The sequence below is a fragment of the Acinetobacter brisouisimilis genome, from assembly GCF_000368265.1.
Taxonomy (GTDB): domain Bacteria; phylum Pseudomonadota; class Gammaproteobacteria; order Pseudomonadales; family Moraxellaceae; genus Acinetobacter.
The window spans coordinates 283,991-298,330 of record NZ_KB851219.1 but is presented as its reverse complement, the minus strand read 5'-3'; the positions used below and the strand labels follow the sequence as shown (position 1 = coordinate 298,330).

Genomic DNA, 14,340 nt, shown 5'->3' with positions numbered 1-14,340 from the left:
ATGAACGCAAGTATTATTGTTTTAGCACTTCTTGCTTTTGTTGCAGTCACTATTTTTAAAGGCGTACGGATTGTTCCACAAGGCAACAAATGGATCGTGCAACGCTTAGGTAAATACCATACGACTCTTGGGCCAGGTTTAAGTATCATTATTCCGTATATTGATGATATTGCTTATAAAGTCACAACCAAAGATATTGTTCTCAACATTCCTTCTCAAGAAGTCATTACCCGTGACAATGCCGTTTTAATGATGAATGCTGTGGCATACATCAACCTGACCACACCTGAAAAAGCAGTCTATGGTATTGAAAATTTTAATATCGCAATTCAGAATTTGGTGCAAACTTCCTTGCGTTCAATTGTCGGTGAAATGGATCTGGATGATGCTTTGTCGTCACGTGATCATATTAAAGCTAAGCTCAAAGCTGCAATTTCCGATGATATTGCCGACTGGGGCATCACCTTAAAAACTGTAGAAATTCAGGATATTCAACCTTCTACAACAATGCAGGCTGCTATGGAAGCGCAAGCCGCGGCAGAACGTCAGCGCCGTGCAACCGTCACCAAAGCCGATGGTGAAAAACAAGCTGCCATTTTAGAAGCGGATGGACGTTTAGAAGCTTCACGCCGCGATGCTGAAGCACAAGTGGTTTTGGCAGAGGCTTCGCAAAAAGCGATTGCCATGGTGAGTTCTGCAATCGGCGAACAGGAAATTCCTGTGTCTTATTTACTTGGTGAACAGTACATTAAAGCGATGCAGGATATGGCAAAATCCAACAATGCCAAAACTGTGGTACTGCCAGCCGATGTACTGAATACCATTCGTGGCATTATGGGACGTACTTTAAAATAATTGATTTAAAAATAAAAAAAGCGGCTAAGCCGCTTTTTTTAATGTTGCCGCGCCAGTAAAAACTGGGTAATCGCATGCAGTTGCTGTGCATCTTCCCCAAAATGGCTTAAAGCTTGTAGCGCCTGATCATGCAATTGCTGTGCATAAGCTTGTGCAGCATCTAAACCTAAAAGCGCAGGATAAGTTGATTTTTCAACTTCCAGATCTTTACCCGCCGTTTTACCCAAGACTTCAGTTTCAGCCGTGACATCTAAAATATCATCCTGTACCTGAAATGCCAGACCAATTGACTGTCCAAACTGACGCAACTGTGGAATTGCAGGATCTGTACCTTTAAAAATCGTCACTGCCGCCATCATGATTGCAGCCTGAATCAACGCACCTGTTTTGTTACGGTGAATATCTTCTAAAGCATCTTGATTAACTTTTTTACCTTCAGCTTGTAAATCAAGCACCTGACCGCAAACCATTTTCGAGCTGGCTGTTGCTAAAATCTGCATTTGCTTTAAGACGACACTGGGTTCAATTGCTACGCCTGTATCAAACAGGCGACTGCCCAGCACTTCATAGGCCATCGACTGCAACACATCGCCCGCCAGTAAAGCAGTATCTTCCCCAAATGCAACATGACACGTCGGTTGTCCACGGCGCAAAGAATCATTGTCCATACACGGCAAATCATCATGTGCCAGCGAATAACAATGAATCAATTCAACTGCAACTGCCGCACGACGTACTGCTGCAGAATGCATATGCGGTTGTAACGCCGCAGTTGCATAACACAGTGCAGGTCGTACACGCTTACCACCTAACATCACAGCATGATACACCGCACCTTTTAAAGGCTCAGGCAGTGCAAAAGCATCTAATGCTTGCGTTAAATCCTGTTGAATTTGTTGCTGTGCAGATTTTAAAACGTCTGCAGATATTGATGCGATTATTGACACACCTGCCTCGGATATATTGAAATTACGCTTTTTTAACAAATTCTGATTTAAGCTTCATCGCTCCAATACCATTGATTTTACAATCGATATTGTGACCATCACTCGCATCAGCAAGCAAACGAATACCTTTCACTTTGGTACCAACTTTGACGACTAATGATGAGCCTTTGACTTTTAGATCTTTAATTACAGTGACGCTGTCGCCATCTTGCAAGACTTGACCATGTGCATCGACAACTTGCTCAGCTTGTTCAGCAGCTACCTCGCCTTCTTTCCATTCATAAGAACATTCTGGGCAAATCAATAATTCACCATCGGCATAGGTATATTCAGATTGGCACTTTGGACAAGCAGGAATTGTCATATTAATCATCTCAAAATAAAAAGCATTATCGCCTGATTGTTGTTTTTTTTCAAAAATATCTGAGCGATCTCAGCAAAATACACAACCAAGATTGAAAATAGAGTAATTTTTAATCAAAAAATATTTATTATTTTCAAAAAGTTATCATACAAAAGTTGCACATCAACCAGTCATTCATAAGGCTAGGCTAAATTATAGCAATCTATTACAATACACAATCTTGTGGATTACTGAGCATACCATTTTGAGTAACGAGTCATCGAAATTACAGCGTGGCTTAAAAAACAGACATATCCAACTGATTGCAATGGGTGGTGCAATTGGTACGGGTCTGTTTCTAGGTTCCGCACAAGTCATCCAATCTGCTGGGCCATCGATTATTTTAGGCTATGCAATTGGTGGTTTAATTGCATTTTTAATTATGCGTCAACTCGGGGAAATGATTGTTCATGAACCAACGACAGGTTCATTCAGTCATTTTGCGTATAAGTATTGGGGAAATTTTCCAGGTTTTTTAACAGGCTGGAATTACTGGATTTTATATATTTTAGTGGCAATGTCTGAATTAACAGCCGTTGCAAAATATATTCACTACTGGTGGCCATTTATCCCTGCGTGGGTGTCGGTGCTTTTCTTCTTTATTGTCATTACCTTAGTCAACTTAGGCAATGTCAAATTCTATGGCGAATCCGAGTTCTGGCTTGCAATTATTAAAGTCACAGCCGTAATTGCCATGATTATTTTCGGAATTGTATTATTAGTCACAGCTGCCCCAAGCTCAGGTTCAACGGTTACCAATCTATGGACCCATGGTGGTTTCTTCCCGAAAGGCTTTAGTGGTCTATTTTACATGCTTGCCTTTATCATGTTTGCCTTCGGTGGAATTGAACTGATTGGTATGGCAGCGGCAGAAGCTGAGCAACCAGAAAAAACCATTCCGAAAGCGATTAATCAGGTGGTTTTCCGTGTTCTGATTTTCTATGTCGGTTCACTCACGATTTTATTATCACTTGTGCCTTGGGACAAACTACAACTTGGTGGTTTAGACAAAAGCCCATTCGTGATGATTTTCAGCCAGTTAGGTATTGGCTGGGCTGCGAGTATTCTGAACTTCATTATTTTAACAGCAGCGCTCTCTGTATATAACAGTGGCATGTATGCCAACAGCCGTATGTTGTTTGGTTTGGCAGAACAAGGCAATGCACCAAAAGTGTTCCTGAAAGTCAATAAACAAGGTACGCCAATTCCTGCCGTGTTATTTTCAGCGCTACTGATTTTTGCTTGTGTGTTATTGAACTACTTTGTTCCTGAGGATGCTTTAGGTCACCTCATGTATATTGTCGTTGGGGCTTTGGTTCTGAACTGGGCAATGATTGCACTGACCCATTTGAAATTTAAAAAGGCAATGATTAGCGAAGGAATTAAAACTAAATATCCTTCATTGTTATACCCGATCACCAACTATATTGTTTTAGCTTTTATCGTGGTTGTGCTTTACATCATGTGGATGCAAGGCTTTAAAGAGTCTGTGATTATGCTTCCGATTTGGATTGCGCTGATGTTTATGCTCTTTAAAATGCTTGCTGCTAAAAAATCTTAAGGAAAATGGGTTAGAGACCGTATTATCTCATCAAAACCTGATTTTCTGAGTATTTTTAAAAAGTTATTGCTCCGCAATAACTTTTTTTTTATGAAGGTTTGCGGTAGAGTAACGCCTGAGCTGCGGTCTTAGCTTAACTGGATAGAGCAGTTGCCTCCTAAGCGACCGACGTGGGTTCGAGTCCCGCAGACCGCACCAATTTAGTGTTTATTTTCATATTTTTCTGTCCATTCTGGATTTATATAATAATCAAAATCAATTATTTAAACAAAAATACCATCTATCCAAGTACAAAATATCCTATTGGAATTTAGATTTTTTTGCGGTATTTTTTACGGTAAGTCTACTAACCATACAAACCTATACCGCAAAAATGCCAAAAATCGTTATTCCACTTACAGATACAAAGATTAAGACTCTCAAAGCTGATCCTGCAAAAATTCAGAAATTAGCTGATGGTCATGGTCTATTTTTAATCATTTCCAAAACTGGTGAAAAAACTTGGAGGTTTGATTATTCACGTCCCTATAGCAAAAGAAGAAACTCCTTAAGTTTTGGCTCCTACCCTATGGTTACGTTGGCTGAAGCACGAAGTCGACGTGAAGATGCGCGTACTTTGCTTGCTCAAGACATTGATCCTCAAACTGAGAAAAAAAGAATTGAGAACGAGATATTAAATGCAAATAAGAATATTTTCTTAGAAGTTGCAACAGAATGGTTTGCCAAACAAGATTTTGCTGCATCTACTGTAAAGGGGCAGCAACGACTACTGGAAGTGATTAATCAGCATATCGGAAAAATGCCCGTGCATGAGATCAAACCAATGGATGTGCTTAAAGTTTGTCAGCTTTATGAAAAAGAAGGAAAATTAGAAACAGCCAAAAAAGTTAAAGTGAAATGTGGTCAGATTTTACGTTACGCCGTATCAATTGGTTTATGTGAACGTGATCCAACCCAAGATTTGCGAGGTGCTCTTAAAACCCCTCGTGCAAAGCATATGGCAGCATTAGTTGAACCCAAGGACTTTGCTTTACTCCTTCAAGATATCGATCACTATGAAGGCTCAGCTATTACACGCTATGCATTACGAATTGCACCATTAGTGTTTGTACGGCCAGGCGAGTTAAGACATGCAAAATGGCAAGATATTGATCTTGAAAAAGGGCTATGGTGTTATACCCCACCAAAAACAAAATTAAAGACAGGTGTCCAGCATATTGTTCCCCTATCCACGCAGGTGATTCATTTGCTTTCGGAACTTTCTCAAATTACTCGGCATAAAAGTGAATATGTTTTTCCTGCAACAACATCTAACTTAAAGCCAATGTCTGAAAATACAATTAATCAAGCATTACGTCGCCTAGGCTATACCAGTGAACAAGTCTGTGGGCATGGCTTTCGTGCCTCTGCACGTACCATTTTAGAGGAAGTTTTAGAGTTTCCAATTGAACTGATTGAGCAACAACTCGCTCATCAAGTCAAAGATATGCATGGTCGTGCATATAACCGCACCAAGCATTTAGAAAAGCGAAAAGTGATGATGCAGATATGGGCAGATTATTGTGATGGGCTAAAAAGCCCATCACAATAATCAATATATGCTTAAAACCAAGATTCAGTTATGATTTACTTTTGATTTTTATCGTGTTGTGGCAGAGCTATGTTTGAAAATATTGATGTTTTAAAACACAAATTGGATCAACATCGTCCTCTTGCCCCTTCTATTGTCAAAAATTTACAGGAAGATTTAATCCTGCGTTGGACATATCACTCCAATGCAATTGAAGGCAATACACTGACTTTGCTTGAAACTAAGGTTGTTCTAGAAGGGATTACTGTTGGTGGCAAGGCACTACGTGAGCACTTTGAAGCCATCAATCACCGTGATGCAATTTATTACGTTGAAGATATCATTCGGAAAGATGAACCTTTTTCAGAATGGCAAATTCGTAATATTCATCAACTCATTTTAAAGAATATTGATGATGACAATGCTGGGCGTTATCGACAACAGAATGTACTGATTTCAGGTGCAACATCAAATCCTCCTGACTACACACTACTGAATGACAAAATGGCTCAGTTTGTCGACTGGTATAATGCTGATGGAAACCAACTACATCCTATTGAACGTGCTGCTAAAGTACATGCTGACTTTGTGGGAATTCATCCTTTTATCGATGGTAATGGACGTACTTCTCGGCTACTTATGAATTTGGAGCTAATGAAAGCAGGCTACCCACCTTGTGTAATCACTGTTGAGAATCGCCTTGCCTATTATGAAGCACTAGATCAATGGATGGCCTTTGGTCAAACTGAAAAGTTCATTCAATTGGTTACAGATGCTGTATTAGAGGGGTTTAAGCCTTATCTAGTGGTTTTAGGGATTTAATAAAATAAACTTTAAATCATAATCTCACTACATTTAGCTAATTTTCATTACCTATTGATTTCAATATACTTTTAAAGCATTATATTATTAATAACAATGACATAACTATCATTATCATGCTGCTAAAACCTGAAAATTTTTACCATATTGAATACTTAGGTGAAAAAGGCATTACTCAAAGATGTCTAGTTAGCCTCGGTAATTTGATTCAAACTAACTCCAACCTCACCCATGCTCTATTGCTAACTAATAATCAAAATCATGCATTGATTATTAAAGATATTTTTGATTCTTATTTTGTTATACGTTCAGGTTTTGCATCTGGTTACTCAGGCGAAGGGGCCAAAGGCTTAGCTACGGCTCTCAGCCTTTTAGAAAAACATCAAATTGAAACTGAAGAAATCTTAGTTAATTCAAAAACTCTCAATAAATTAAATCATTCTTCACTTAGTGATGTAGATATCGACTCATTATTTCGTCAAGAAATTATTCGTCCAATACGTCTACACGACTATATCTATCCCTTCAGAACGGAAGTTTCAGAAGTTTATAATACTAAACGCTACTATCCTCTAGAACTTCCATACTCAATCATTGATGATAGAATTTTTGATCTAGCTTTACTCTTTAAACAAGATCCAGACTCAGCTCTTCTAAAAGCTTATAAACGACTGGAAGATATTCTTAGGGAACGGACTGGGCTGCTGAAAGATCACAGCACGAAACTTTTCTCTCAAGCATTTCAAGGTGAAAATGCTTTATTAACATGGAAAGTACCAGATAGTGCAGAAATCAAAGGAAGAGTAAATTTATTTACAGGCACATACATGGCATTTCGTAATGCTAGAGCACATCGAGAAAAAGATGAAAATCTAGTTCATCAATACCGTGAGTTTTTACTCATTAACGAATTATATTTACTCGAAAAAGAAGCAATCTCTATCCAAACAAGAGAATAAATCTAAAGTCCGAGTTCAACTTCTAAAACTTTATAAGTATACTTCTTTTAAATATATATACTTATAAAGGGCATGCATGACACCCGAAGATAAAGCTCGAATCATTATTGATCAAAAGTTAAAAGCTGCTGGATGGGTTGTTGTCGATAAAAAAGATTTTAATCCTAGTGCTGCCTTAGGTATCGCTGTTCGTGAATTCCAAACCAAAACAGGTCCTGCTGATTACATTCTCTTTGTAAATCGCCTTCCTGTCGGTGTGATTGAAGCTAAGCGTGATAAAGCAGGTGAAAATATCACAACTCATGAGCGTCAAACCAAGCGATATGCAACCTCTGGCTTTAAAACAAAAAAAGAATATGATGCTCTCCCTTTTTTATTCCAAGCGACTTCGCAAATTATTCGATTTACAGACAGACGAGATCCTGAACCTCGATCAAGGGAACTTTTTTACTTTTATAGACCTGAATATCTAAACGAGTTGGACAAAAAAAAGAAAACTTTGCGCCAGCACCTTCGGGAGATGCCTCCTTTAGTCACTGATAATCTGCGTGATTGCCAAATTAATGCGATCACTGGACTTGAGCAATCCCTAGCCCAACAACAACCTCGTTCACTCATTCACATGGCTACGGGTGCTGGTAAAACATTTACAGCCATTTCTTCTGTTTATCGCCTGCTTAAATTTGCGAATGCGAAACGAATTCTATTTTTGGTTGATACACGCAACTTAGGTAAGCAAGCTCACCAAGAGTTTATGGCTTTTACCCCACCTGATGATAAGCGTAAGTTCACTGAACTCTATAACGTTCAAAGATTGATGTCTTCGACTTTAGATACTAAAGCCGATGTTTGTATTTCTACGATTCAACGTATGTACTCGATTTTATCTGGTGAAAAACTAGATGAAAGTGATGAAGATATAAATTTTAATGAATTGAATACAATAGAAGAAACTGCTCGATTATCTAAAAAGCTGATTCAATACAATCCTAACGTCCCTATCGAATCTTTTGATTTTATTATCATCGATGAATGTCACCGCAGTATTTACAATTTATGGAAACAGGTACTCGACTACTTTGATGCATTCTTGATTGGTCTAAGTGCAACACCAGATAAACGAACCTACGGCTTCTTTAATGAGAATATTGTTGCACAATATAGTTATGAACAATCCGTCATTGATGGGGTCAATGTAGGTTATGACATCTATGAAATTGAAACGGAAATTACTAAAAAAGGCCAAAGTATTCGAGCTAAGCAATGGATTGATCGTCGTAATCGCCAAACTCGTGCAAAGCGCTTAGTCGAGGCTGATCAAGATATTGTGTATACGCATAAAGATCTAGACAAAGATGTGGTTAATCCCAGTCAAATTCGCAACATCATTCGTGAAATGAAACGAGCTGTGAGTCAAGAAATTTTCCCAGATCGTCAGGAAGTCCCTAAAACGTTAATCTTTGCAAAGTCAGATAGTCATGCAGATGACATTATTAATATCGTTCGTGAAGAGTATGGTAAAGGCAATGAGTTTTGTGAAAAAGTAACCTATAGCGCCAAAGATCCTGATGGTGTACTCAGCGATTTCCGTAACGAATATAACCCTCGTATTGCCGTGACTGTGGACATGATTGCCACAGGTACAGATGTAAAACCTTTAGAAGTTTTACTCTTTATGCGGGATGTTCGTTCTAAAGGCTATTACGAACAGATGAAAGGTCGTGGTGTTCGTAGTTTAGATGAAGATGGCTTAAAGAAAGTCTCACAAAGTGCTAGCGGAGCCAAAACTCGATTTGTGATCATCGATGCTGTGGGTGTAGAAAAATCACAAAAGACCGAGAGTCGCCAATTAGAGCGCAAACCAACCACAGCCTTAAAGCAGCTTATGGATGTCATTATTATTGGTGATGTTGACGAAGATACAGCCTTAAGTTTAGCGAATCGACTCATTCGCCTTAACAAAAATTTAGATGCTGAAACTCAAACTAAGATTAGCCAACTCACCCATGGTAAAAGTTTAAAACAGATTACTGAAGCGATTTTAAATGCAGTTGATCCCGATACGATTAATCAGGCCATTATTGCTGAAGAAGCGTTGCAGGGGCACGTTTTAGATGAGGATTCTATTTCAGAGCAACAGTATGTAGACAAAATGACTGAGTTGCTTGAACAGGCCTATCATGTCTTTGATGATCCAAATTTGAGAAACCTACTCATTGATAAAAAAGATGCTGAGCAAATCATTGATACAGTTAATTTGGATAAGGTGATTAATCGAGGTTTTTCTGAAAATGTAGAACAGAAAGCTCAAGAAAATATCGAAAAGTTTGAATCATATCTAAAAGAGAACCGTGAAGAGATTGAAGCTTTAAGTTTCTTTTATGACCAACCTTATCAACGTCGCGAATTGACCTTGAGCATGATTCAAGAGCTTCATGATAAACTCAGCCGTCCCCCACTATTATTGACCACTGAACGTTTGTGGTCTGCTTATGAACGAGTCAAAGGCAGTCAGGTCAAAGGTGTAAATACTCAACGAAAATTAACCGATTTATTATCTTTGGTTCGTTTTGCATCTGGGTTAGACCGTGAGCTTTCACCATTTAGTGAAGAAGTTGATAAACGTTTTCAGAAGTGGGTTTTTAGACATAATGCCAATAATGCGACTGCTTTTAATGATGAGCAGATGACATGGTTACGTTTGATGAAAGATCATATTGCGAATAGCTGTCAGCTGACACCAAATGATTTTAAGTTAGGTTCATTAGCAAGTCATGGTGGGGCATTTAAAGCGGCAGAGGTTTTTGGTCGAGAAAAACTGATGCCATTAATGAAAGAATTAAATGAAGAGTTAGTGGCATGAGTAATACATTACCTAAAAGTTGGGCTATTTCTACCCTTGGTGAAATATCTCTACCCTCACAATATGGATTTACCGCCAAAGCTCAGCATTCTGGCAACATCCATTATGTTAGAACTACTGACATTACTTCAGGTTCTATCGATTGGAATAATGTGCCATTTTGTGATGTAAGTAGTGAAGAGTTAGAAAAATTTAAACTCTATGATGGGGATATTTTAATTTCTCGGGCAGGATCTGTTGGCTATTCAATATTAGTTCAAAATCCTAAATCTTCCGTATTTGCATCATATCTAATCAGATTTAGACCATTAATAAATTCAAAATATTTCTCCTATTACCTTAATACTCCTCAATACTGGGACTTAGTAAAGCAAAAAAGTGCTGGAATTGCGGTACAAAATTTGAATGCTTCAAAACTGTCTAACTTTACTATTCCTATTGCACCAATTAATGAACAAGAAAAAATAGTTTGCAAAGTTGATGAATTATTTAGCGAACTAGATAATGGAATCGAAGAGCTTGAAACAGCTCAGAAGAAATTAGAGCTTTATCGTCAGTCTTTATTAAAGTCTGCTGTTGAAGGTGAGCTGAGTAAAGAATGGCGTGAATCTCAAAATGAAGTTTTAGAGACTGGTGAACAACTTTTAGCACGTATTTTAAAAGAACGCCGTGAACGTTGGGAACAAGAGAAACTTAAAGAGTTTGCGGAAAAAGGGAAAAATCCACCTAAGAATTGGCAGAACAAATATCCTGAGCCTATTCAACCTTACGACTCTATAAATTTACCTAAGCTACCTAAAAGTTGGACATGGGCTAGCTTAGATCAGCTTGCGTACCCAATTCGAAATGGGATGTCTCCAAAACCTAATACTGAGCAAAAAGGCTATCCTATCCTAAGAATCAATGCTGTAAGAGCAATGAAAGTGTACTTAGATGAATGCAGACATCTTGATTTGCCCTTCGAAGATGTTAAAAATTTCATTATCAAAAATAATGATATTTTGATAACTCGTTATAACGGCAGCATAGATTTATTAGGCGTCTTTGGTGTTGTCAGAGATATTGATGAGCCTATGCTACACCCTGATAAACTCATCAGAGCTCAACCTATATTGGGTGAAATATTATCAAATTGGATTGAATTAGCTGCAAATATTGGGCATTCAAGAGCTTATGTCAAATCTAGAGCTAAAACTACATCTGGTCAAACTGGTGTTTCTGGTGAAGATATAAAACAAACTCCTATTGCTTTACCACCATTAACAGAACAACTATATCTAACGAATTTAGTATCTTTAGAGTTAGAAAATATGTCTAATCAATTTGATTCGTTAGAAATAACTCTGAAACAAGCATCAAATCAAAAACTTAATATTTTGAAGGATGCTTTTGCTGGAAAGCTTGTACCTCAAGATCCAAGTGATGAACCTGCTCAAGTTTTGTTAGCACGTATTCAGCAACAACGTGAAGCAGAAGCTTTAGTAAAAAAAGCTACATCAAAAAAACTCTCAGCCTCAAAATCAAAAAAGGAAGTTGGTATGTCTAAAACTATCCTCGACATTCTAAAAAATCAGTCAGATTGGATTTCAGGACAAGACCTAGCAACTACTTTTGGACTAAATGGTAAAAGTAAAATTGAAGAAATCGAGCAATTTTACGAACAACTCCGCACACTGAGTCTAAATGACAAAATCACGGTAAAGCCAGATCAACAAAATAACAAAGAACAAGATCTGATCAAACTCAAGGATAATACAGATGCGTCTTGATTACTTAAAGATCGGGAGTGCTAAGGATAGCCCTACCCATCAATTTAAAAATTTAAAAGATGTCTTTATCGACTTCAATGAACATCAATCAATCACTGTCGTTATTGGCTGGAATGGAACTGGAAAATCTAATGTATTAGAAGCACTTGCTATTATTTTTAGAAATTTAATCCAAAAAGAAAAGATACCAGCCTTTGCTTATGAGCTTAAATATGAAATCGGATCAGGCATCAACAAAAAATATGTCACTATTCAAGCGGATCCCGATTTAGAGAAAGATAAATTTGTTTTTTCATACATCCCATTTCAAGCAGTTTTAGAACCATCAGCTAAAGAACAATCATATGTAAATTTAGTTGAGCTAAAACAATCTGATTTATTCGAAGCTGATCATAAGCCGAACATTGATCCTAAAGAACAAAGTACTGATTTACCTAAACCTATTAGTGTCTCTTTTACAAAATTTACAGCTGAGAATAGTGAATTCTTACCTAAATTTGTATTTAGTTATTATTCTGGCTTAAGCACCAGAATGAAGGAAATTTTTGATCCATATATAGAAAAATTTGATAAAAAATTGAGAAATGGTAAAACTCCCGAGGAAGTCGGTTTCAAACACATGTTCTATGCCCTTCCTATTCATAGTCAATTTGTCCTTTTAGCTTTTTTATTTAAACAAGATGAAATCATTAAATCTTTTTTAGAAAATCAGTTAGGTATTGATGCTGAGTCTGGAATTGAATCAATTTTATTTGAACTGCGCCAACCCTCTTGGACAAATAAAAATGATGATGGCGATCCGAGACTCTGGGATGCAAAAGGAGTCGTTAGAGAGTTTCTAAGCGAACTTTACGATCTTTCATTAGCACCTATCAAATTCACAAAAAGCTCTAAAAGCAGCCTGTGGAATAAGAAAACTCGTGAATATCAATATTTATTTCTCAAAGATATGACGTCTTTTCAAAGACTCATGGAGCACAAAGAAGCACAAATCCTATTTCGTGATTTAGAAAGTACTTATGTTTCTGAATTAATTGAAGCCGTTCATATACGAGTTAAGTTAAAAAAGAATCTTGACGCTGTCACATTTAAAGAATTGAGTGAAGGTGAACAACAATTACTGACAGTTTTAGGCTTGCTACGTTTTACGAATGAAGATGAAAGTCTTTATTTACTTGATGAACCTGATACTCACCTAAACCCTAAATGGTCGGTTGAATATTTAAAATATTTAGAAGATTTCATGAAAAATGAAAGCAGTGGAGTAAGAACAAACAGTCATATTGTATTAACTACACACAATCCAATTGCAATTGCAGAGCTTAAAAAGCAACAAATTCAAATTTTGCATCGGGATTTAGATCAATCAATTAAATCTAAAGAACCTGATATTGATCCACGAGGTATGGGGTATGCAGGAATTATTACAAGTGATATGTTTGGCTTAAATTCCAGCCTAGACACATATACTCAGAAATTACTCGAGCGCAAGAATATATTCACAGTTAAGGAAACTCCTTTAACTGATGATGAAAGAACCGAGTTGATGCAAATTAATAATGAACTTGAAGATCTTGGCTTTAGGTTTTCAATGCGTGATTCACAATATGAACGATATCTCAAAGCGCTTCATAATCACGAAAAAAATAAATTACAACAGGATAATCAACCTTATAGTGATACGTCCGAGCAACTAAAAATCGCAGAAGAAATTATTCAGGCTATACTTAATCAAAACAATGAGGATCAAACATGAGATGGATTGATCTGACAAAACTAAACGTATCAACTGATTGGCTAAACAGGGCTACTATTACACAAGCGACAATAGATAGTGACCCTGATTTGAATTCATCAAATTACCCTAATATTTGGACTGAGTTAAAAGAAGAACTCAAAGCATTATCTCATGGTAAATGTTGGTATTGTGAAGCCCGAGAAAACCGATCTGACAATGCTGTGGATCATTTTAGACCTAAATCAAAATATAAATGGCTTACCTATAATCCTAACAATTTCAGGTTCGCATGCACTTTTTGTAATTCAAGAAGAACTGACCATGCTACTGGGCAAAAGGGTGGCAAAGGAAATTATTTCCCACTCTTTGATCCAACCACTAAAGCTAAAAATCATGCAGAATTAAGATCAGAAAAATATATTCTCTTAGACCCTTGTGACCCATCAAGCTCCTCTATCATGATGTTCGATGATGAAGGAATACCAAAACCAAGTTTTTTAGCAACTGAAATTGATAAACAGAGATTAGAAGAGTCTGTCCAATACTATCATTTACATCATTCTGAATTGGTCGAAATGCGCAAGCAACTTGCACTACAAATTAATGAATGGATTAATGAAGCAAATGATTATTTTTCAACTATAAACGAACCCGTGTCTCGAACTGCATTCACCAATAAACTTAAAGATTTATGTAGATTAATTAAGCCAGAGAGCCCACTATCAACTTTCGCTAGATGTATCATTCAAGGGCATAAGGACAAACCTTGGATAGATCTATTATTTCAAATGATGTGAGCAAAGCATTGCCAATATCTATACAATATTACAGCTCTTTAAACTGTGCTTGTGAT

Annotated in this window: 11 protein-coding genes and 1 tRNA gene; 10 read left to right on the top strand and 2 right to left on the bottom strand. The window is 37.2% G+C overall.

From position 1 onward, the window contains the following. The gene (locus F975_RS05055) at positions 1-855 is read left to right on the top strand and encodes an SPFH domain-containing protein (protein WP_004750999.1); all 855 of its coding nucleotides are present in this window, start codon (positions 1-3) and stop codon (positions 853-855) included. Positions 856-893: 38 nt separating this feature from the next. Here F975_RS05055 and F975_RS05050 read toward each other — a convergent pair whose 3' ends face one another. Beyond that, positions 894-1,802, bottom strand: a complete 909-nt coding sequence (locus tag F975_RS05050; protein ID WP_004750996.1) for a polyprenyl synthetase family protein — start codon at positions 1,800-1,802, stop codon at positions 894-896. 22 nt (positions 1,803-1,824) lie between these two features. Then, a complete protein-coding gene (locus tag F975_RS05045; RefSeq protein WP_004750994.1) occupies positions 1,825-2,166 on the bottom strand; it encodes a zinc ribbon domain-containing protein YjdM in 342 nt (113 codons plus the stop codon). 244 nt (positions 2,167-2,410) lie between these two features. Here F975_RS05045 and F975_RS05040 point away from each other — a divergent pair, with 244 nt between their 5' ends. The 9 genes from F975_RS05040 (at position 2,411) to F975_RS05000 (ending at position 14,284) form a co-directional block, all read left to right on the top strand. Next, a complete protein-coding gene (locus F975_RS05040) occupies positions 2,411-3,766 on the top strand; it encodes an amino acid permease (RefSeq protein WP_004750991.1) in 1,356 nt (451 codons plus the stop codon). Between the two features lie 122 nt (positions 3,767-3,888). Continuing rightward, positions 3,889-3,964, top strand: a tRNA-Arg gene (locus tag F975_RS05035). Between the two features lie 175 nt (positions 3,965-4,139). Then, positions 4,140-5,357 carry a tyrosine-type recombinase/integrase gene (locus F975_RS05030; RefSeq protein ID WP_004750989.1) on the top strand — a complete coding sequence of 406 codons (1,218 nt, stop codon included), beginning with the start codon at positions 4,140-4,142 and terminating at the stop codon, positions 5,355-5,357. Positions 5,358-5,426: 69 nt separating this feature from the next. Then, positions 5,427-6,158, top strand: coding sequence for a Fic family protein (locus F975_RS05025; protein WP_004750988.1), 732 nt, complete (start codon positions 5,427-5,429; stop codon positions 6,156-6,158). 116 nt (positions 6,159-6,274) lie between these two features. After that, a complete protein-coding gene (locus tag F975_RS05020; RefSeq protein WP_004750986.1) occupies positions 6,275-7,117 on the top strand; it encodes a TIGR02391 family protein in 843 nt (280 codons plus the stop codon). A gap of 76 nt (positions 7,118-7,193) precedes the next feature. After that, complete coding sequence (locus F975_RS05015; RefSeq protein ID WP_004750984.1) at positions 7,194-9,980, top strand: type I restriction endonuclease subunit R; 2,787 nt, start codon at positions 7,194-7,196, stop codon at positions 9,978-9,980. Continuing rightward, positions 9,977-11,749 carry a restriction endonuclease subunit S gene (locus F975_RS05010; RefSeq protein WP_004750982.1) on the top strand — a complete coding sequence of 591 codons (1,773 nt, stop codon included), beginning with the start codon at positions 9,977-9,979 and terminating at the stop codon, positions 11,747-11,749. The genes F975_RS05015 and F975_RS05010 overlap by 4 nt, the downstream gene beginning before the upstream one ends. Then, a complete protein-coding gene (locus F975_RS05005; protein WP_004750980.1) occupies positions 11,739-13,505 on the top strand; it encodes an AAA family ATPase in 1,767 nt (588 codons plus the stop codon). The genes F975_RS05010 and F975_RS05005 overlap by 11 nt, the downstream gene beginning before the upstream one ends. Beyond that, positions 13,502-14,284: an HNH endonuclease gene (locus F975_RS05000; protein WP_004750978.1), complete on the top strand. Its 783-nt coding sequence runs from the start codon at positions 13,502-13,504 to the stop codon at positions 14,282-14,284. The genes F975_RS05005 and F975_RS05000 overlap by 4 nt, the downstream gene beginning before the upstream one ends. The last annotated feature ends 56 nt before the right edge of the window (positions 14,285-14,340 follow it).